Raw genomic sequence first — 18,949 nt, 5'->3', positions numbered from 1 at the left:
GTTTCTCTGTTCTATCTTCCGTACTTGTGGTGACAATTTCCAGCCCGTCAGGGCCGGAAAGCTCTATCGATCAAACGGTTTTACAGAATGTGCGTCTGTACGTCCGGGTCTTTGCGGTCGAGATAGTGGATAGACTGGATGCGGCGAATGGTGCGTGATTTACCGCGGATCAGCAGCGTTTCGGTGGTGGCCATATTACCCTTGCGGGTGATGCCGTCCAGCAGATCGCCTTTGGTGATGCCGGTCGCCGAGAAGACGACGTTATCGCTACGCGCCATCTCGTCCAGCGCGAGCACTTTATTGGCCTCGATGCCCATCGCTTCGCAGCGCGCCAGCTCGTTTTCCCCGATGCGGCGGTTCTCTTCGCTGTCGCCTTTCACCTCGTGGCGCGGCAGCAGACGGGCCTGCATATCGCCGTCCAGCGCGCGGATCACGGCCGCAGAGACTACGCCTTCCGGTGCGCCGCCGATGCCGTACAGCACGTCCACTTCGCTGTCCGGCATGCAGGTCAGGATCGAGGCGGCAACGTCACCGTCCGGAATGGCAAATACCCGCACGCCGAGCTTTTGCATCTGCGCGATGGTGGCGTCGTGGCGCGGTTTCGCCAGAATCGTCACGGTGAGTTCGCTAAGGGGTTTGCCCAGGGCGTTGGCGATGTTGTACAGGTTCTCTTCCAGCGGCAGGCTAAGGTCGATTGCGCCTTTCGCGCCAGGACCGACAATCAGCTTTTCCATGTACATATCCGGCGCGTTAAGGAAACAGCCCTTATCGCCCACGGCCAGCACCGCCAGGGCGTTGGCCTGACCCATTGCCGTCATGCGCGTACCTTCGATCGGGTCAACCGCGATATCCACGGCATCGCCTTTACCGGTACCGACTTTTTCACCGATATAGAGCATCGGCGCTTCGTCGATCTCGCCTTCGCCGATCACAATGGTGCCGTCGATGTTGACCTGGTTAAGCACAATGCGCATGGCATGGACGGCTGCGCCGTCGGCGGTATTTTTGTCGCCACGACCCAGCCATTTATAACCTGCAAGGGCGGCTGCTTCGGTGACGCGGGAAAACTCGATAGCAAGTTCACGTTTCATGAGGTACTCGTGCAATCAAAAGGAATTGCACGAAGTTTATCACAGAGTGGGGAAGGGGGAGGGGTGGTGCGGTCTGAGCCCCTCACCCCGGCCCTCTCCCCAAAGGGGAGAGGGTGTTTTAAGTCCCCTCGCCCCTTTGGGGAGAGGGTTAGGGTGAGGGGTGAGTCTGTCTTACTCTTCGTGCTCTTCCCACGCCATGGCGCGTTTCACCGCTTTCTTCCAGCCGCTGTAGCGGAAGTTACGCTCGGTGGTTTCGATGCCAGGGCGGAATTCGCGTTCGATAACCGCTTTCTCCTGCAGCTCGTCCAGGTTCTGCCAGAAGCCTACCGCCAGACCGGCAAGGTACGCCGCACCCAGCGCCGTCACTTCACGCACTTCAGGGCGCTCAACGCGGGTGCCCAGAATGTCGGACTGGAACTGCATCAGGAAGTTATTCGCTACCGCACCGCCGTCGACGCGCAGGGCGTGCAGACGAATGCCGGAGTCCGCCTGCATCGCTTCCAGCACGTCGCGCGTCTGGTAGGCGATGGATTCCAGGGTGGCGCGAATAATGTGGTTAGAATTCACGCCGCGCGTCAGACCGAAAATCGCACCGCGTGCATACGGATCCCAGTACGGCGCGCCCAGACCGGTGAACGCTGGCACCACGTACACGCCGTTGGTGTCTTTCACCTTGGTCGCGAAGTACTCGGAGTCGAACGCATCGCTGATCAGCTTCATCTCGTCACGCAGCCACTGGATAGACGCACCGGCCATGAACACCGCACCTTCCAGGGCATAGTTCACTTCGCCGCGCGGTCCGCAGGCGATGGTGGTCAGCAGGCCGTTTTCTGATTTCACCGCTTTCTCGCCGGTGTTCATCAGCATAAAGCAGCCGGTGCCGTAGGTGTTCTTCGCCATCCCTTCCTTGACGCACAGCTGGCCGAACAGCGCCGCCTGCTGGTCACCGGCAATACCGGCGATAGGAATACGGGTGCCGCCTTTACCGCCGATGTTGGTCTGGCCGTACACTTCTGAAGACTTACGCACTTCAGGCAGCATCGCGCGTGGAATGTCCAGCGCGTCCAGCATCTTGTCATCCCACTCCAGGGTGTTGATGTTGAACAGCATGGTACGCGAGGCGTTGGTATAGTCGGTGACGTGAACGCGTCCCTGAGTCATCTTCCAGATAAGCCAGGTATCGACGGTGCCGAACAGCAGCTCGCCGCGTTTAGCACGTTCGCGTGAACCTTCCACGTGGTCGAGGATCCACTTCACTTTGGTGCCGGAGAAATACGGGTCAATCACCAGGCCTGTTGCGCTACGGATGTAATCTTCCATGCCCTCGCGCTTCAGTTTTTCGCAAATTTCTGAGGTGCGGCGGCACTGCCAGACGATGGCGTTATAAATAGGCTTACCGGTTTCGCGTTCCCAGACCACGGTAGTTTCACGCTGGTTGGTAATACCAATCGCGGCAATCTCGTCGGAACTGATATCGGCTTTCGCCAGCACTTCGACCAGCGTGGAGCTTTGTGACGCCCAAATCTCCATCGGGTCGTGCTCTACCCAGCCTGGACGAGGGTAAATTTGCTCAAATTCGCGCTGTGACACGCTGACGATGTTCGCGTCATGATCCATTACGACAGCGCGGGAGCTGGTAGTGCCCTGGTCGAGCGCAACGATATATTTTTTTTCGGTCATGGTATGTGTCCCGTAGTCAGATTACAGCGAAGCTTTTTGTTGTGCGGTAGAAGTCGTTTCCTTCTCCTCTTCCACACAGGTGTCGCACGGTAAGTGGCGACCAATTAATTTGCGGTAGCTGAACGCACCCAGCGCAGCCCCGACAACCGGCGCAAACAGCGGTACCAGGAAGTAAGGAATGTCTTTGCCACCGGTGAAGGCCACGTCGCCCCAGCCTGCAATAAAGGCGAACGCTTTAGGTCCGATATCACGTGCCGGGTTCATCGCGAAGCCGGTCAGCGGGCCCATGGAAGCGCCAATCACCGCAATCAGCAGGCCAATCAGCAGAGGGGCCAGCGGGCCGCGCGGAATGCCGTTTCCGTCGTCGGTCAGCGCCAGGATAACGCCCATCAGAATAGCGGTAATCACCATTTCAACTGCGAACGCCTGCACAAAATTGATATGCGGGTTAGGGTAGGTTGAGAAGATGCCTGCCAGATCCAGACTTTCGACGCTGCCGCGTACCATATGATGCGTCTGTTCGAAGTCGATGAAAAGATTGTAATAAAGCCCGTAAACTAACGCCGCTGCGCAAAACGCGCCGGCAAACTGAGAAAGAATGAAAGGAACAACTTTGCGTCCGTCGAAGCACGCGAACAGCCACAGTGCGATTGTCACCGCCGGGTTAAGATGTGCACCAGACACTCCTGCGGTCAGGTAGATGGCCATCGCCACGCCCAGACCCCAGATGATACTGATTTCCCACTGCCCAAAACTGGCACCCGCCACTTTCAGTGCAGCGACACAGCCCACTCCGAAGAATATCAACAACCCGGTACCAAGGAACTCGGCAATGCACTGGCCTTTTAAGGTTGATGTCTGACTCATAATCGGAATCCTGAAGAAATTGATGTTTATTGTTAGCATGGCCGCCCGTGACAGCCACGATGCCCTGTAGACATAGTGTTAATTTATCGTTAACGAGCAAAAACGAGAAATATCGAAATCAAAATGTGTGGTCTGTGTCAATAAAATGAGCGTTTTCGCGCCATAAAGCACATTTTTCCAACAGTACAGGATGGGTACAAGAATGTGAGCTGAATCATTTCATTAACGAATCAGTTAACAATTTAGGGGTATATGACGCGAACGCACCAGGACCAGACCTAAAAGTGTTGCAAACCGCGATCTGCGCGGTGTGTCGCTGGACACAGAGCGCCGCGCTCCATACAATCGACGGTATATGTCGTGCGCGTTTATGTTAAAGCGTCGCCTTGCAATTCAGGAGAGGTAGCATCATGTCTTTAGAAGTGTTTGAGAAACTGGAATCGAAAGTACAGCAGGCGATTGACACCATCACCCTGCTGCAGATGGAAATTGAAGAGCTGAAAGAAAAGAACAACAGCCTGGCGCAGGAAGTACAGAACGCGCAGCACGGTCGCGAAGAACTGGAGCGCGAAAACAACCAGCTGCGCGAGCAGCAGAACGGTTGGCAGGATCGGCTGCAGGCGCTGCTGGGACGTATGGAAGAAGTCTGATTCCCGTTGGGATGAACTGATCGGGCCGGGTAAGGCGAAGCCGCTACCCGGCTTTTTTTATGCCAGTTATAAAAAAGGCCGCCAGAGGCGGCCTTAACGCTACTTGTCCTGCGCTGTCATAGCAAAAGCAACGAACACATTCGGTTCATCACTCTTTACAACGAGCACGCTGGCGACAATGAACGCGATACATAAATAGCGTTTCATTATGCGGTCCCTGCGGCTAACCGCTCCACCGTTCACCACCGGTGATAAGTCGGTGGACACAAGCCTGGTTAAAGGCTGCTTTACGGTTGTGAGTACACCTTTCCCTGGACCGATGCCCATTTGCGAAATGGCGGAAAGGGACGCAGCATCATAATGAGCAACAGCAGCGTAGTTAAGGTTTTCATAGATAATTAGGAATTTATAAAGGGTCGATGGGGTTACCTGAGATTTGAACCAGGGTAAGATAAAAATCCTGGTTAAAGGCTGCAAAACTTCCCAACGGACCGCGAATCCCGAGGGACAAAAAAACCGCCACATTGCTGTTGGCGGTTTTTTTATGGTCCACGCTTACGTTTTTACTACTCGATATCCAGCGGATCTTCGGAAAGGATAATGCCGGTATTATCTGCGTAGAGGTGGTCGCCGGAAAAGAAGGTCACGCCGCCGAAATTCACGCGCACGTCGCTTTCGCCGATGCCGTCACCCGCCGCCCCTACCGGTATGGCCGCGATGGCCTGAATCCCGATATCCAGGTCTTCCAGATCGTCCACCTGGCGCACGGAACCGTACACTACAAGGCCTTCCCACTCGTTCTGCACGGCAATGCCGGCCAGCTCAGCATCAATCAATGCGCGACGCACGGAACCACCGCCATCGACCACAAGAACGCGGCCACGGCCGTTCTGTTCGAGCAGATCATACAGCAACCCGTTGTCCTCGAAACATTTCACCGTGACGATCTGTCCGCCAAACGACGACCGCCCACCAAAGTTGGAGAACAGCGGTTCAACGACGTTGACATCTTCCTGGTAGATGTCACAAAGCTCGGAGGTATCGTATTTCATAGGTTTAACGCTCAGTTGCTGCGAATGTGTTCAGTATATCGTGCGAAATGCGTTGTTGGCAAAATCATCAATTGTTAATTGATATTTGTCAGCTAACGCAGCGTCTGGCTTAAGACAATCCCGATGACGAACAACAGGTTAGTCAGCAGCGCGCCTTTTACCGTGCGCTCCAGCATTGGCGGCATGGCGGACGGGCTGAGTTCACGCATCACAAAGCGGGCCTGCTTAATCAGCAGCGGCGCGGCAAGCACAAACAGCCAGCCCCACACGCTCTGCAAGGAAATCAGGTTAAACAGCGCCAGACAAACCAGCGCGCCAATGAGCAGGCAGGCATGATAGCGGCGGGCATTGACCGGCCCCAGACGGACCGCCAGGGTATTTTTGCCGTTCTCGCGATCGCTGTCGATGTCGCGCAGGTTGTTGATGTTGAGCACCGCCGTCGCCAGCAGACCGCAGGCGGTCGCGGGCAGGAACAGGGCAGGGATCACCGTATGCGCTTGCAGGTACCAGCTTCCCATCACGCTCAGCCAGCCGAAGAACACCAGTACGGAGATATCCCCGAGCCCAATATAACCGTAAGGTCGTGTGCCGACGGTGTAGGTGATTGCCGCGATAATGGCCAGTAAACCCAGCACCAGGAAGCCAATGAAATCACTGGTAGTCTTAGACGCCACCGTTACCAGCGCCAGGCCGGATAAACAGATCAGCACCACGGTGATAATCAGCGCGCGCTTCATCTGCGCCTGGGTAATCACCCCTTTTTGCATTCCACGCAGCGGCCCGATACGGTCAGGTTTGTCGCTGCCTTTCACCGCGTCGCCGTAGTCGTTGGCGAGGTTGGAGAGAATTTGCAGCAGGCCGGCGGTAATCAATGCCAGCGCGGCGACCAGCGGATCGAAATAACCCTGCCACCAGGCAAGCGCCGTGCCAACGATAATCGCGGCAAAGGCCAGAGGGAGTGTTTTAGGGCGCAGACTTTCGAGCCACGCCTGCGTACGGCTGATGTCAGTCATAAGTATTTAGCCAATAAAAATGGGGGCATTAGCCCCCATTAAACGTGATGAGAATCCAGTAACCGCGATTATAGGATAAAACGGCTCAGATCTTCATCTGCCACTAACGCATCCAGATGTTTACTCACATATTCTGCGTCAATGGTAACGGTTTGACCGTTCAGATCGCTCGCGTCGTAAGAGATATCTTCCACCAGGCGTTCCAGCACGGTATGCAGACGACGCGCACCGATGTTTTCGGTGGTTTCGTTCACCTGCCATGCAGCCTGGGCAATACGTTTGATACCATCTTCGGTGAACTCGAGGTTCACGCCTTCGGTCGCCATCAGCGCTTTGTACTGTACGGTAGCAGAGGCGTTTGGCTCAGTCAGGATACGTTCGAAATCTTCGGTGGTCAGCGCCTGCAGCTCAACGCGGATAGGCAGACGCCCCTGCAGTTCTGGGATCAGATCCGACGGGCTGGCTACCTGGAAAGCACCTGAAGCGATAAACAGGATGTGGTCCGTTTTCACCATGCCGTGCTTGGTGGAGACGGTGCAGCCTTCAACCAGCGGCAGCAGGTCGCGCTGAACGCCTTCGCGTGACACGTCCGGGCCGGAGCTGTTGCCGCCGCGCTTACAAATTTTGTCGATTTCGTCGATAAACACGATGCCGTGCTGCTCAACCGCGTCGATAGCGTCCTGCTTCAGCTCTTCCGGGTTCACCAGCTTCGCCGCTTCTTCTTCAATCAGCAGCTTCATCGCGTCTTTGATTTTCAGCTTACGCGCTTTCTGCTTCTGGCCGCCCAGGTTCTGGAACATGGACTGCAGCTGGCTGGTCATCTCTTCCATGCCCGGAGGCGCCATGATTTCCACACCCATTGGCGCGGCAGCGAGATCGATCTCAATCTCTTTGTCATCCAGCTGGCCTTCACGCAGTTTTTTGCGGAACGCCTGACGTGCAGCAGACGGTTCTGCCTGCTGTTCTGCCTGGCCCCAGTTGTTTTTTGCCGGTGGGATCAGCACGTCGAGAATGCGCTCTTCGGCCATCTCTTCCGCGCGATAGCGGTTTTTCTCAATCGCCTGGACGCGCACCATTTTGATCGCCGAGTCGGTCAGATCGCGGATGATGGAGTCCACTTCTTTACCCACGTAGCCCACTTCGGTGAACTTGGTGGCTTCAACTTTGATGAACGGCGCGTTAGCCAGTTTCGCCAGACGACGGGCGATTTCGGTTTTACCGACGCCGGTCGGGCCGATCATCAGAATGTTTTTCGGCGTGACTTCGTGGCGCAGCTCTTCATCAAGCTGCATACGACGCCAGCGGTTACGCAGGGCGATAGCCACGGAGCGCTTGGCGTTATCCTGGCCAATAATGTGTTTGTTCAGTTCGCTGACAATTTCGCGTGGGGTCATTTCAGACATGGGAGATCCTTACGCTTTGGAGGTCAATTCTTCGATGGTGTGGTTGTGGTTGGTATAGATGCAGATATCACCTGCAATATCCAACGCCTTCACCGCGATATCACGCGCGTTCATGTCGGTATTTTCCAACAGCGCGCGGGCAGCAGCCTGGGCATAAGGGCCGCCAGAGCCGATAGCAATCAGGTCATTTTCCGGCTGAATCACGTCACCGTTACCGGTGATGATAAGCGAAGCGGTTTCATCGGCCACGGCCAGCAGCGCTTCGAGCTTGCGCAGCATGCGGTCGGTACGCCAGTCTTTTGCCAGCTCCACGGCAGCTTTCACCAGATGACCCTGGTGCATTTCCAGTTTGCGTTCAAACAGTTCAAACAGCGTGAAGGCATCCGCCGTGCCGCCTGCAAAACCGGCGATCACTTTGTCGTTGTAGAGACGGCGCACTTTCTTCACGTTGCCTTTCATGACGGTATTACCCAGCGTGGCCTGGCCATCACCGGCGATTACCACATGGCCGTTACGGCGTACACTTACTATTGTTGTCACGAGCAGACCCCCTGGTTACAGAATCGGGAAACAGAAGCCCTGAGCCTGTGCCCAGGGCTGAATTAAATGATAGATGGGGGGGATTTTGGGGGTTTCAACCCCCGGAGGCGAGTCGAATGCAGTTTGTGTGACCGGCGATTTTCAAACGCGAAATGGTGCCATCGGCATTTTCTTTGCCTTTGACCGGACCAATCACCACGCGATTCCAGCCGTTGTTGGTGGTAATACGCGAATCAAACCCTTCAAAGGCCAGCTGAGCACGTACCGTTTCCGCCTGCTCGGCACCTTTGAACGAACCGCACTGTACCATCCAGCGGCGCTCGTCTTTTTTCTCAGCCGTCTGCTTCGGCGCTTCGGTCTCTTTCGTTACCGGCGCGGCCTGCTGCGTTTTCGGCTGCTGCGCGGTGGTATGCGCTGGCGTCTGGAGCAGATCCTGATACGGCTGAGCCGCCTGTTTCTGCGGCTGAGTTTTTGGCTGCTGCTGGACAGGCTGAGACTGCACCGTACGCGTCTGCTGTTGATATGGCTGTTCAGTTACCCGCGGCTGTGCTTTCGGCTGCTGCACCGGCTGGGTTTGCGCCCATTGCTGCTGCTGTTGTTGCTGCTGGATCTGCTGTTGCGCCTGACGTCGCTGCAGCGTTTGCTGACGCTGCGCCGGCGTCTGTTCATTCCACGGCACTTCGTTCAGCTGCGTAGGCTGCTGGCGCATATCGGCCTGCATTTGGGCCAGCAACTGACGCTGTTCATCCGTCAACTGATTCGCATTCTGTACTTCACCACCCGCAGAAGGTTCGGTTGGCGCACGCACCCCAGGCTGACGGCTTTCCAGCTCTTTGATATAGCGCCAGCGCTCTTCAGGCTTCGGAGGAAGACCATTTCCGGCAACTTTACTGGCCTGAAGAGCCTCAGACTCTTCTTTTTTATGGTGCGTGATAAAGTACAGGCCACCAATAAAGGCGACGACTACAGCCGCAGCAATAGCGACCATTGCTGGCGAGACAGCAGGCAGGTTACGTTGCTTTTTCCTTGAGCTACTCTTTTTGCGTCGCGAAGGTGCCGGCTGGCCGCGACGTACATAATCTCGTTGTGCCACTATCGTTTCGCTGTATTTATTCGTTCGTCAGTCCGCCATGTTACTTAAGCGGCGGGGCTTTGACCAGATAAGGGTATCCGAAAGACGTTTACTTTAAGTCAATGCCTGGGTAGTGCCGCGGACGATCAGTTCGCAGTCCAGCAACCTTGAGCCGCTGCTAACTGTTTGACCGTGAAGCTGATCCAGCAGAAGCAGCATCGCTTCGCGGCCGATTTGGTAGCGCGGCTGAGCGACCGTTGAGAGCGGCGGATCGCAAAATTCCGAAAGCGAAATATTGTCGAAACCGATGATCGATAAATCTTTCGGTATGCGAAGACCGCGGCGTTTGGCATACGATAATGCGCCCAGCGCCATCACGTCGCTGTGACAAAATACGGCGGTTGGTGGCTCAGGCAGGTCCAGAAGTTTCTCCAGCGCCTGTCCGCCCGCTGCGAAGGTAAAATCACCGCGTGCAATGTAGTGTGGATCGACGGTGACGCCGGTACGGCGCAGCGCCTGAACGTAGCCCTGCAAACGGTAGTGACACAGCGGCATCTCTTCCGGCCCGGCAATACAGCCGATGCGCTTGTGCCCCAGTTCCTGGAGATAGTTTACGGCGTTGAACGCGGCGGTGAGGTTATCAATGTGGACAGTCGGCAGCTCCAGCTCAGGCGCAAATTCGTTGGCCATGACCATCGGCGGTAAATTACGCTGCTCTTCAATGCTGGCATCAAACGGCAGACGAGAGCCAAGCAGCAGCATGCCGTCGATCTGCTTGGTGATAATGAGATCGATGAAGGTTTTTTCCTGCTGGTTCTGGTGAGCGCAGTCGCCGATCAGCACCAGGTAACCCTGTTCCGCCGCGGTGACTTCAATACCGCGGATAATCTCGCTGAAGAAAGGGTCACAGATGTCCGGCACAATCACCAGGATGGTGCGCGACTCGTTGCGTTTGACGTTACGCCCCATCGCCTGTGGGAAATAGCCCACTTCAAGCGCAGCCTGCTCCACCCGGTTACGGGTCGCCTGGGAGACTTTATCCGGGTTCATTAATGCGCGGGATACCGTTGCCGTAGAGACTTGTGCTTTCTGGGCAACGTCTTTCATGGTCGCCGGTGCGACCTCTTTCCTGGACTTCAACGTCTTCTCCTCGCCTGAACACCGAACTTCTGACATCACCATTTTTACAGATAGTTAATGGAATCGGTTACAGAATTTTCATAAAAAGTGTGAGGAGCGTTAAATTTTTCGATCCGTCTTCAGCCTTCGATGGGATCGACGTCCAGTACCCACTTCACTTTTCGCGCTTCCGGCAGCGTGTTGATGAGCGCCAGCGTGCCGCTGACGATATGCTGCAGGCGAACACGTGAGGGGTGCTGGAGCAAAATCTGCCAGCGGAAACGTCCGCCGCGCTTTGGCGCGAGAGCCGGCACCGGGCCCAGAATCCACAGCTGATTATCCACCAGCGGGCTGGCCTGCAGGAGGTTTCTCAGCTGCTGCAGGAAAAGAGGCGCCTGCTGGTTGTTGTGATCCTCCGCGCGGATGATGACGTGGCTGGTCCACGGCGGTAGCTGCATGGTCTGGCGTTCCGCCAGCGCCTGCTCGGCAAAGGCGTCATAGCCTTTGTGCAGAAGGGTTTGCAGCAGCGGGTGCTCCGGGTGGTGCGTTTGCAGCACCACTTCGCCCTGTTTACCGGCGCGCCCGGCGCGTCCTGCCACCTGGGTATAAAGCTGAGCGAAACGTTCGGCTGAGCGAAAATCTGCCGAGAACAGCGCGCCGTCCACGTCCAGCAGGGCGACCAGCGTCACGTCCGGGAAGTGGTGGCCTTTGGCAAGCATCTGGGTGCCAATCAGGATGCGCGCGCCACCGCGATGCACTTCCGCCAGCTGCTGTTCAAGCGCGCCTTTGCGGCTGGTGGTGTCCCGGTCAATACGCGAAATAGGCACGTCCGGGAAGAAGGGCCCAAGTGCCTGTTCCAGCTGTTCCGTTCCCAGACCCACCGGCACAATATGCGTTGAACCACATGACGGGCACTGGCGCGGCACCGGACGCTGGCTGTCGCAGTGGTGGCAGCGCAAATGCCGCTGGGCCTGGTGGAAGGTATAGTAGTGATCGCAGCGCGGGCACTCGGCAATCCAGCCGCAGTCGTGGCACAGCAGAGCGGGGGCAAATCCGCGACGGTTGAGGAAGAGAATGACCTGATTCCCCGCCTGCAAATGCTGGCGCATGCGGGTGATAAGCGCGGGCGCCAGCCCCGCCTGGACCTGCTGACCTTTCAGATCCAGCACGTGCTGAATGGCCGGACGGGCGTTCCCCGCGCGGCGCGTCAGGCGCAGCATGTGGTATTTACGCTGGCGAACGTTGTGCAGGGTTTCGAGCGCCGGCGTGGCGGAGCCGAGAATAATGGGAATTTGCTCGCTGTGCGCGCGGTAGACGGCCAGATCGCGGGCGTGATAGCGCCAGCCTTCCTGCTGTTTATAGGAGCTGTCGTGCTCTTCGTCGATCACGATTACGCCAAGATTTTTAAACGGCGTGAACAGCGACGAACGGGTGCCAATCACAATCGCCGCTTCGCCGTTTTTCGCTTTCAGCCAGGCGCTGAGGCGCTCGCTGTCGTTCAGGCCGGAGTGCAGCACCTCAACCGGCGCGTTAAAGCGCTCGCGAAATCGGGCGATGGTTTGCGGCGTCAGGCCAATTTCCGGCACCATCACCAGCGCCTGTTTGCCCTGCGCGAGCACGTTTTCCAGCACGCTCAGGTAGACCTCAGTTTTGCCGGAACCCGTCACCCCTGCCAGCAGCCAGGCAGAGAAATGATCGGAGGCGCTATGAATCGCACCCACGGCGGTGGCCTGCTCGGTATTCAGACGCAGGCGATCCCCTGAAACGGAGAAACTCTTCCGCCAGTCGTAAAGAGCGGGCGCTTCGCTGGCCAGTTCGCTCAGCCCTTTCTTTCTCAATGCCTGTAGCGCCGTTTCGCTGACCTCAAGCTCGTCGACCTGATGCCGCCAGATTTTCCCCTGACGCAGCGCCGCCAGCGCCTGCTGCTGTTTCTGCGAGCGCTTCAGGCTGTTGATGTCGACGGCCTGGCCTTCCTCCGTGGCAAACCAGTACCACATCGGCGCGTGGCTGGCGCTTTTGCCCTGACGCAGCATCATTGGCAGGGCGTGGAAAAGGACGTCGCCAATCGGATGATGATAATAATCTGCCGCCCACAGCAGCAGTCGCCAGGTGCTGGTGGAGTAAACAGGCTCGCTGTCCAGCACCTCAACGACCGATTTCAGTTCGTTAAGCGGCAGCTCGCTTTTATCGCTGACGGAGACAACGATCCCCACGCGCTGCTGTTTGCCAAACGGCACGGTTACGCGGCAGCCCGCTTTGGCGCTCATACTGTCTGGCAGCAGATAGTCAAAGGTGCGGGGAAGCGGAACGGGCAGGGCAACGTGAGCGACGGGCATCGAATCTTCCTGACTTGAAAAGTGGCGCGTTAGTATACACATTAGTAAAAGCGGCGTGCGGATCAGTTTGCATACGTTGGTCAAATTCTGTATGATTCTCCGCCTTTGGTGTACTTTACGCCAAAGAACTTACAATCAACATCGCGTGGTGTCTGGCGTTAGGGCTGGAAGAGCGACGCGGCCTTAACTGAGGTTCTCCCATGAAAAAAGATATTCACCCGAAATACGAAATGATTACTGCAAACTGTTCTTGCGGTAACACTATCCAGATCCGCTCTACCGTGGGTCACGATCTGAACCTGGACGTGTGCGGCAAATGCCACCCGTTCTACACTGGTAAGCAGCGTGATGTTGCAACCGGTGGCCGTGTTGACCGCTTCAACAAGCGTTTCAGCATCCCGGGCGCTAAATAAGTTTCCCGAAAAAAAGGCACCGCAAGGTGCCTTTTTTGTATCCGCTTCTCAGTATTCCCACGTCTCCGGGTCAATACCCAGTTCACGCATGATCACCTTCGCCTCCTCCGGGATTTCATCACTGCGCTCTTTGCGCAGATCTTCATCGTTCGGCAACGGTTGACCGGTAAACGCATGCAGAAACGCTTCGCACAGCAGTTCGCTATTGGTCGCGTGGCGCAGGTTGTTCACCTGACGACGCGTGCGTTCATCGGTGAGGATCTTCAACACCTTCAGAGGAATGGAAACCGTAATTTTCTTTACTTGCTCACTCTTCTTACCGTGCTCAGCGTATGGGCTGATATATTCGCCGCTCCATTCAGCCATGAGATACCTTTAATCCTCTCAGTCATTTATTTAAAGGTGCAAAACCTGTAACCACCCGTTTTGAACCGCAATCTTGTCTAGTTTACCGTAGAGACGATACCGTGGCACGGATATTGCCGCTGCAGCGTGCACTAAAGCATATAATTTTAACGGCTATTTGCGCATTGCTCAATCTATACGCAAAGAAGTTTAGATGTCCAGATGTATTGACGTCCATACTTTCAATGTTTACTCTGGTGCCTGACTTTTCACCTCATTCGCCAGGAAGCCCTCACCATGACGCGTAAACAGGCCACTATCGCAGTGCGTAGCGGATTAAATGATGACGAGCAGTACGGCTGCGTTGTCCCGCCTATTCATCTTTCCAGTACCTACAATTTCACCGGATTTAATGAACCCCGCGCGCATGATTACTCGCGCCGCGGCAACCCTACGCGTGACGTGACCCAGCGAGCGCTGGCCGAGCTGGAAGGTGGCGCAGGCGCCGTATTAACCAACACGGGGATGTCCGCCATTCACCTGGTGACCACCGTGTTCCTGAAGCCTGGTGACCTGCTGGTTGCGCCACACGATTGCTACGGCGGCAGCTATCGCCTGTTTGATAGCCTGGCGAAACGCGGCTGCTATCGCGTGCTGTTTGTCGATCAAAACGACGAACAGGCGTTGAAACAGGCCCTGGCCGAGAAACCGAAGCTGGTTCTGGTGGAAAGTCCAAGCAATCCATTGCTGCGCGTTGTCGATATTGCGAAAATTTGTCAGCTCGCAAGGGATGCGGGAGCGATAAGTGTAGTGGATAATACGTTCCTCAGTCCGGCCCTTCAGAATCCACTCGCACTGGGTGCCGATCTGGTATTGCATTCATGCACTAAATATCTGAACGGCCATTCTGATGTGGTGGCGGGCGTGGTGATTGCCAAAGATCCTGAAGTTGTCACCGAACTGGCATGGTGGGCCAATAATATTGGCGTCACCGCGGGGGCCTTCGACAGCTATCTGCTGTTGCGCGGCATCCGCACGCTGTCGCCGCGCATGGACGTGGCGCAGCGCAATGCCCAGGCGATTGTCGATTTTCTGCAAACCCAGCCGCTGGTGAAAAAGCTTTATCACCCGTCGCTGCCGGAAAATCAGGGGCACGAGATTGCCGCGCGTCAGCAGAAAGGCTTTGGCGCGATGTTAAGTTTTGAACTGGACGGTGACGAGCAAACGCTGCGTCGCTTCCTGAGCGGGCTGTCATTGTTTACGCTGGCGGAATCATTAGGTGGGGTTGAAAGCTTGATCTCCCACGCCGCGACCATGACGCACGCAGGTATGGCACCGGAAGCACGTGCCGCCGCCGGAATTTCTGAGACGCTGCTGCGTATCTCAACCGGCATTGAAGATTCTGAAGATTTAATTGCCGATCTGGAAAATGCCTTCCGGATCGCAGCCAAGGGGTAATCATGAGTGTGATAGCGCAGGCAGGGGCGAAGGGTCGTCAGCTGCACAAGTTTGGTGGTAGTAGTCTTGCTGATGTGAAATGTTACCTGCGTGTCGCAGGGATCATGACGGAATATTCACAGCCGGGTGACATGATGGTTGTCTCGGCGGCGGGCAGCACCACCAACCAGTTGATTAGCTGGCTGAAACTGAGCCAGACCGATCGCCTTTCTGCGCATCAGGTGCAACAGTCCTTACGCCGTTACCAGAGCGAGCTGATTGCCGGCCTGCTGCCTGCGGACGTGGCGGACGGGCTGATTAGCGCCTTCACGCATGACCTTGAGCGTCTGGCCGCCCTGCTGGATAGCGGGATTACCGACGCGGTGTATGCCGAAGTGGTGGGCCACGGTGAAGTGTGGTCCGCGCGCCTGATGGCTGCGGTTCTGCAACACCTGGGCGTGGAAGCGGCCTGGCTCGATGCGCGTGATTTCCTGCGCGCCGAACGCGCCGCGCAGCCGCAGGTGGATGAAGGCCTGTCCTACCCGCTGCTGCAACAACTGCTGGTGCAGCATCCGGGCAAGCGCATTGTGGTGACTGGCTTTATCAGCCGCAGCAACGCGGGTGAAACCGTGCTGCTGGGCCGTAACGGTTCGGACTACTCGGCAACGCAAATCGGTGCCCTGGCGGGCGTGTCCCGCGTCACCATCTGGAGCGACGTGGCCGGTGTTTACAGCGCGGACCCGCGTAAAGTGAAAGATGCCTGTCTGCTGCCGCTGCTGCGTCTCGACGAAGCCAGCGAGCTGGCGCGTCTGGCCGCGCCGGTACTTCATGCGCGCACGCTGCAGCCGGTTTCCGGCAGCGATATCGACCTCCAGCTGCGCTGCAGCTATACCCCGGATCAAGGCTCCACTCGCATTGAGCGCGTGCTGGCGTCCGGTACCGGGGCGCGTATTGTCACCAGCCACGACGATATCTGCCTGATTGAATTCCAGGTGCCTGCGGGCCAGGACTTCAAGCTGGCGCATAAAGATATCGACACGATCCTGAAACGCGCCCAGGTGCGTCCGCTGGCCGTTGGCGTGCATAACGATCGTCAGCTGCTGCAGTTCTGCTATACCGCTGAAGTGGCTGACAGCGCGCTGAAAATTCTGGATGAAGCGGGCCTGCCGGGCGAGCTTCGACTGCGTCAGGGGCTGGCGCTGGTGGCGATGGTGGGCGCGGGCGTCACCCGAAACCCGCTGCACTGCCACCGCTTCTGGCAGCAGCTGAAAGGCCAGCCGGTGGAATTCACCTGGCAGTCGGAAGAGGGTATCAGCCTGGTCGCCGTCCTGCGCAAAGGACCAACCGAGAGCCTGATTCAGGGTCTGCACACCTCCCTGTTCCGCGCGGAAAAACGCATCGGCCTGGTGTTGTTCGGGAAAGGCAACATCGGTTCCCGCTGGCTGGAGCTGTTTGCCCGCGAACAGGTGACGCTCTCGGCGCGCACCGGGTTTGAATTCATTCTCGCTGGCGTGGTGGACAGCCGCCGCAGCCTGCTGAACTACGAAGGGCTGGACGCCAGCCGCGCGCTTGCCTTCTTTAATGATGAAGCCGTCGAGCAGGATGAAGAGTCGCTGTTCCTGTGGATGCGCGCGCACCCTTACGATGACCTGGTGGTGCTGGACGTGACCGCCAGCGAACAGCTTGCCGATCAGTACCTTGATTTCGCCAGCCACGGTTTCCACGTCATCAGCGCCAACAAGCTGGCGGGAGCAAGCAGCACCGACAAATATCGTCAAATCCACGACGCGTTCGAAAAAACGGGGCGCCACTGGCTCTATAACGCCACCGTGGGTGCAGGCCTGCCGGTAAACCACACCGTGCGCGACCTGATTGAAAGCGGCGACAGCATTCTGGCGCTGAGCGGTATCTTCTCCGGTACGCTCTCCTGGCTGTTCCTGCAGTTTGACGGCACCGTACCGTTCACCGAACTGGTGGATCAGGCTTGGCAGCAGGGCTTAACCGAGCCCGACCCGCGCGTTGACCTCTCCGGTAAAGACGTGATGCGCAAGCTGGTGATCCTGGCGCGTGAAGCCGGTTACGACATTGAACCGGATTCCGTACGCGTAGAATCGCTGGTGCCTGCCGGCTGTGAAGAAGGTTCTGTGGACCATTTCTTTGAAAATGGTGAAGAGCTGAACGAGCAGATGGTACAGCGTCTGGAGGCGGCGAACGAGATGGGGCTGGTACTGCGCTATGTGGCGCGTTTCGAGGCTAACGGAAAAGCGCGAGTCGGCGTCGAGGCGGTGCGTCCTGAACATCCACTGGCGGCACTGCTGCCGTGTGATAACGTCTTCGCCATCGAAAGCCGCTGGTATCGCGATAACCCGCTGGTGATCCGCGGTCCTGGCGCGGGCCGCGATGTCACCGCTGGAGCCATTCAGTCCGACATCAACCGTCTGGCTAAGCTGCTGTAATCTCTCACACTAACCCTCTCCCCGCACAGTGGGAGAGGGCACCAGTCAGGACAGATTAAACCAAACGGTTTTTCGCATCCGCAATCGCCTGCGCCACCTGCTTCGGCGACACGCCGCCTTTCGCGGCACGTTTATCCAGGCAGGACTGCAGCGCAAGAATCGGATACACATCATCTCCGATAACCGCGCTAAACTTCTGCAGGTCGGCCAGCGCCAGATCTTCCAGCGGTTTACCATGACGAATAGCTTCCACCACCGCTTCACCCACAATGTGGTGCGCTTCGCGGAAAGGTACGCCTTTCGCCACAAGATAATCCGCCAGTTCGGTAGAGTTCGCATAGCCCTGCTGCGCCGCTTCCTGACAGCGCGGGCGCTTCACCTGAATGCCGTCCAGCACCAGCGCGCCCATATGCAGACAGTCCAGCCAGGTGTCGAGCGCGTCGAACAGCCCCTCTTTGTCTTCCTGCATGTCTTTGTTATACGCCAGCGGCAGCCCTTTCAGGGTCATCATCATGCCGGTCAGCGCGCCCTGCACGCGGCCACATTTGCCGCGGATCAGCTCCAGGGCGTCCGGGTTTTTCTTCTGCGGCATCAGGGATGAGCCTGAGGTCACGCGGTCGGACAGCTCGACGAAGCCCGCTTCGCCAGAGTTAAAGAAGATCAGGTCTTCCGCAAAGCGCGACAGGTGCACCATCCCGATAGAAGCATTAGAGAGCAGCTCCAGCACGTGGTCGCGGTCAGAGACGCTGTCCAGGCTGTTACGGGTGGCGGAGGCAAAGCCCAGCCAGCCTGCCAGCTGTTCGCGGTCGATTTCATACGCCGTGCCGGCCAGCGCGCCGCTGCCCAGCGGGCTGACGTCCAGACGCTTCAGGGTATCCTGCAGACGGCTTTCGTCACGCGCCAGCATCTCAACGTAGGCCAGACACCAGTGCGCGAAGGTCACCGGCTGGGCGCGCTGCAGGTGGGTATAACCCGGCATCACCGCGTCCTGGTTGTTCTGCGCGGTTTCCACCAGCGCGGTCTGCAGCTGACGGTTGGCCGCCAGCAGTTCGCCGACGGTATCTTTACACCACAGCTTCAGGTCGGTGGCGACCTGGTCGTTACGGCTGCGCCCGGTGTGCAGCTTTTTACCCAACTGGCCGACTTTGTCGATAAGTTTGCCTTCCACCCAGCTGTGAATATCTTCGGCATCGCTCTGCAGAATTTGCTGCGGATCCAGACGCACTTCTTCCAGCAGATTGTTCAGCGCCTCTTCCAGCTGCAGCTGTTCCTCTGGGGTCAATACGCCCACCGTCACCAGCGCTTTGGACCAGGCCACAGAGCCGACAATATCCTGTTCGGCCAGGCGGTAGTCGAAGCGCAAAGAGTCGTTGAACTGTTTGAACCGCTGATCCGCTGCCTGTGTAAAACGCCCACCCCAAAGTGCCATAACGAATTTCCTTAATGATGATATTTTTGCCCGGTAAGCGTAGCGC

The 18,949-nt window shown here is 57.2% G+C and carries 16 protein-coding genes; 4 read left to right on the top strand and 12 right to left on the bottom strand.

Features of this window, described 5'->3' with window-relative positions:
• Nucleotides 1–80 precede the first annotated feature (80 nt).
• The 3 genes from glpX to V1587_RS02295 all read right to left on the bottom strand — a co-directional run bounded on the left by glpX (nt 81) and on the right by V1587_RS02295 (nt 3,638).
• A complete protein-coding gene (gene glpX, locus V1587_RS02305; protein ID WP_371899662.1) occupies nt 81–1,091 on the bottom strand; it encodes a class II fructose-bisphosphatase in 1,011 nt (336 codons plus the stop codon).
• A 171-nt stretch (nt 1,092–1,262) separates the two neighbouring features.
• A complete protein-coding gene (glpK, locus tag V1587_RS02300) occupies nt 1,263–2,771 on the bottom strand; it encodes a glycerol kinase GlpK (protein ID WP_371899663.1) in 1,509 nt (502 codons plus the stop codon).
• Nucleotides 2,772–2,792: 21 nt separating this feature from the next.
• A complete protein-coding gene (locus V1587_RS02295) occupies nt 2,793–3,638 on the bottom strand; it encodes an MIP/aquaporin family protein (protein WP_014885705.1) in 846 nt (281 codons plus the stop codon).
• A gap of 410 nt (nt 3,639–4,048) precedes the next feature.
• Here V1587_RS02295 and zapB point away from each other — a divergent pair, with 410 nt between their 5' ends.
• Entirely contained in the window at nt 4,049–4,288 is a 240-nt protein-coding gene (gene zapB / locus V1587_RS02290; protein WP_010436935.1) for a septal ring assembly protein ZapB, read from the top strand.
• Between the two features lie 566 nt (nt 4,289–4,854).
• Here the strand turns inward: zapB and rraA are convergent.
• The 7 genes from rraA to priA form a co-directional block, all read right to left on the bottom strand.
• Complete coding sequence (gene rraA, locus V1587_RS02285) at nt 4,855–5,340, bottom strand: ribonuclease E activity regulator RraA (RefSeq protein WP_023309687.1); 486 nt, start codon at nt 5,338–5,340, stop codon at nt 4,855–4,857.
• A 92-nt stretch (nt 5,341–5,432) separates the two neighbouring features.
• The gene (gene menA, locus V1587_RS02280; protein ID WP_371899665.1) at nt 5,433–6,353 is read right to left on the bottom strand and encodes a 1,4-dihydroxy-2-naphthoate polyprenyltransferase; all 921 of its coding nucleotides are present in this window, start codon (nt 6,351–6,353) and stop codon (nt 5,433–5,435) included.
• A gap of 68 nt (nt 6,354–6,421) precedes the next feature.
• Nucleotides 6,422–7,756, bottom strand: coding sequence for an HslU--HslV peptidase ATPase subunit (hslU, locus tag V1587_RS02275; RefSeq protein WP_023309685.1), 1,335 nt, complete (start codon nt 7,754–7,756; stop codon nt 6,422–6,424).
• Nucleotides 7,757–7,765: 9 nt separating this feature from the next.
• The gene (gene hslV / locus V1587_RS02270; RefSeq protein ID WP_008501802.1) at nt 7,766–8,296 is read right to left on the bottom strand and encodes an ATP-dependent protease subunit HslV; all 531 of its coding nucleotides are present in this window, start codon (nt 8,294–8,296) and stop codon (nt 7,766–7,768) included.
• Nucleotides 8,297–8,390: 94 nt separating this feature from the next.
• Nucleotides 8,391–9,389, bottom strand: coding sequence for a cell division protein FtsN (gene ftsN / locus V1587_RS02265; RefSeq protein ID WP_029739194.1), 999 nt, complete (start codon nt 9,387–9,389; stop codon nt 8,391–8,393).
• A gap of 93 nt (nt 9,390–9,482) precedes the next feature.
• A complete protein-coding gene (gene cytR, locus V1587_RS02260) occupies nt 9,483–10,508 on the bottom strand; it encodes a DNA-binding transcriptional regulator CytR (RefSeq protein ID WP_023309683.1) in 1,026 nt (341 codons plus the stop codon).
• 119 nt (nt 10,509–10,627) lie between these two features.
• Nucleotides 10,628–12,823, bottom strand: a complete 2,196-nt coding sequence (gene priA, locus V1587_RS02255; protein ID WP_371899666.1) for a primosomal protein N' — start codon at nt 12,821–12,823, stop codon at nt 10,628–10,630.
• Nucleotides 12,824–13,023: 200 nt separating this feature from the next.
• Here priA and rpmE point away from each other — a divergent pair, with 200 nt between their 5' ends.
• Nucleotides 13,024–13,236, top strand: a complete 213-nt coding sequence (gene rpmE / locus V1587_RS02250; RefSeq protein WP_230353288.1) for a 50S ribosomal protein L31 — start codon at nt 13,024–13,026, stop codon at nt 13,234–13,236.
• Nucleotides 13,237–13,284: 48 nt separating this feature from the next.
• Here rpmE and metJ read toward each other — a convergent pair whose 3' ends face one another.
• On the bottom strand, nt 13,285–13,602 hold the full coding sequence (metJ, locus tag V1587_RS02245; RefSeq protein WP_015966498.1) for a met regulon transcriptional regulator MetJ: 318 nt from the start codon (nt 13,600–13,602) through the stop codon (nt 13,285–13,287).
• 276 nt (nt 13,603–13,878) lie between these two features.
• Here metJ and metB point away from each other — a divergent pair, with 276 nt between their 5' ends.
• A complete protein-coding gene (metB, locus tag V1587_RS02240; protein ID WP_371899667.1) occupies nt 13,879–15,039 on the top strand; it encodes a cystathionine gamma-synthase in 1,161 nt (386 codons plus the stop codon).
• A 2-nt stretch (nt 15,040–15,041) separates the two neighbouring features.
• Nucleotides 15,042–17,474 carry a bifunctional aspartate kinase/homoserine dehydrogenase II gene (locus V1587_RS02235; RefSeq protein ID WP_395314494.1) on the top strand — a complete coding sequence of 811 codons (2,433 nt, stop codon included), beginning with the start codon at nt 15,042–15,044 and terminating at the stop codon, nt 17,472–17,474.
• Nucleotides 17,475–17,529: 55 nt separating this feature from the next.
• Here the strand turns inward: V1587_RS02235 and argH are convergent, their stop codons facing one another.
• Nucleotides 17,530–18,903: an argininosuccinate lyase gene (gene argH, locus V1587_RS02230; RefSeq protein ID WP_371899669.1), complete on the bottom strand. Its 1,374-nt coding sequence runs from the start codon at nt 18,901–18,903 to the stop codon at nt 17,530–17,532.
• Nucleotides 18,904–18,949 lie beyond the last annotated feature (46 nt).

The sequence above is a fragment of the Enterobacter sp. ECC-249 genome (assembly GCF_043965265.1).
GTDB lineage: Bacteria > Pseudomonadota > Gammaproteobacteria > Enterobacterales > Enterobacteriaceae > Enterobacter > Enterobacter quasiroggenkampii.
Note: the sequence above shows the minus strand (reverse complement) of the source record. Positions and strands in the feature narration are given on the sequence as shown.

Excerpts from the sequence above, each read along its gene's own strand:
- argH (WP_371899669.1), bottom strand. The coding sequence starts at position 18,903 with ATGGCACTTTGGGGTGGGCGTTTTACACAGGCAGCGGATCAGCGGTTC.
- hslU (WP_023309685.1), bottom strand. The coding sequence starts at position 7,756 with ATGTCTGAAATGACCCCACGCGAAATTGTCAGCGAACTGAACAAACAC.
- rraA (WP_023309687.1), bottom strand. The coding sequence starts at position 5,340 with ATGAAATACGATACCTCCGAGCTTTGTGACATCTACCAGGAAGATGTC.
- metJ (WP_015966498.1), bottom strand. The coding sequence starts at position 13,602 with ATGGCTGAATGGAGCGGCGAATATATCAGCCCATACGCTGAGCACGGT.
- glpK (WP_371899663.1), bottom strand. The coding sequence starts at position 2,771 with ATGACCGAAAAAAAATATATCGTTGCGCTCGACCAGGGCACTACCAGC.
- rpmE (WP_230353288.1), top strand. The coding sequence starts at position 13,024 with ATGAAAAAAGATATTCACCCGAAATACGAAATGATTACTGCAAACTGT.
- V1587_RS02295 (WP_014885705.1), bottom strand. The coding sequence starts at position 3,638 with ATGAGTCAGACATCAACCTTAAAAGGCCAGTGCATTGCCGAGTTCCTT.
- metB (WP_371899667.1), top strand. The coding sequence starts at position 13,879 with ATGACGCGTAAACAGGCCACTATCGCAGTGCGTAGCGGATTAAATGAT.
- V1587_RS02235 (WP_395314494.1), top strand. The coding sequence starts at position 15,042 with ATGAGTGTGATAGCGCAGGCAGGGGCGAAGGGTCGTCAGCTGCACAAG.
- glpX (WP_371899662.1), bottom strand. The coding sequence starts at position 1,091 with ATGAAACGTGAACTTGCTATCGAGTTTTCCCGCGTCACCGAAGCAGCC.
- menA (WP_371899665.1), bottom strand. The coding sequence starts at position 6,353 with ATGACTGACATCAGCCGTACGCAGGCGTGGCTCGAAAGTCTGCGCCCT.
- zapB (WP_010436935.1), top strand. The coding sequence starts at position 4,049 with ATGTCTTTAGAAGTGTTTGAGAAACTGGAATCGAAAGTACAGCAGGCG.
- priA (WP_371899666.1), bottom strand. The coding sequence starts at position 12,823 with ATGCCCGTCGCTCACGTTGCCCTGCCCGTTCCGCTTCCCCGCACCTTT.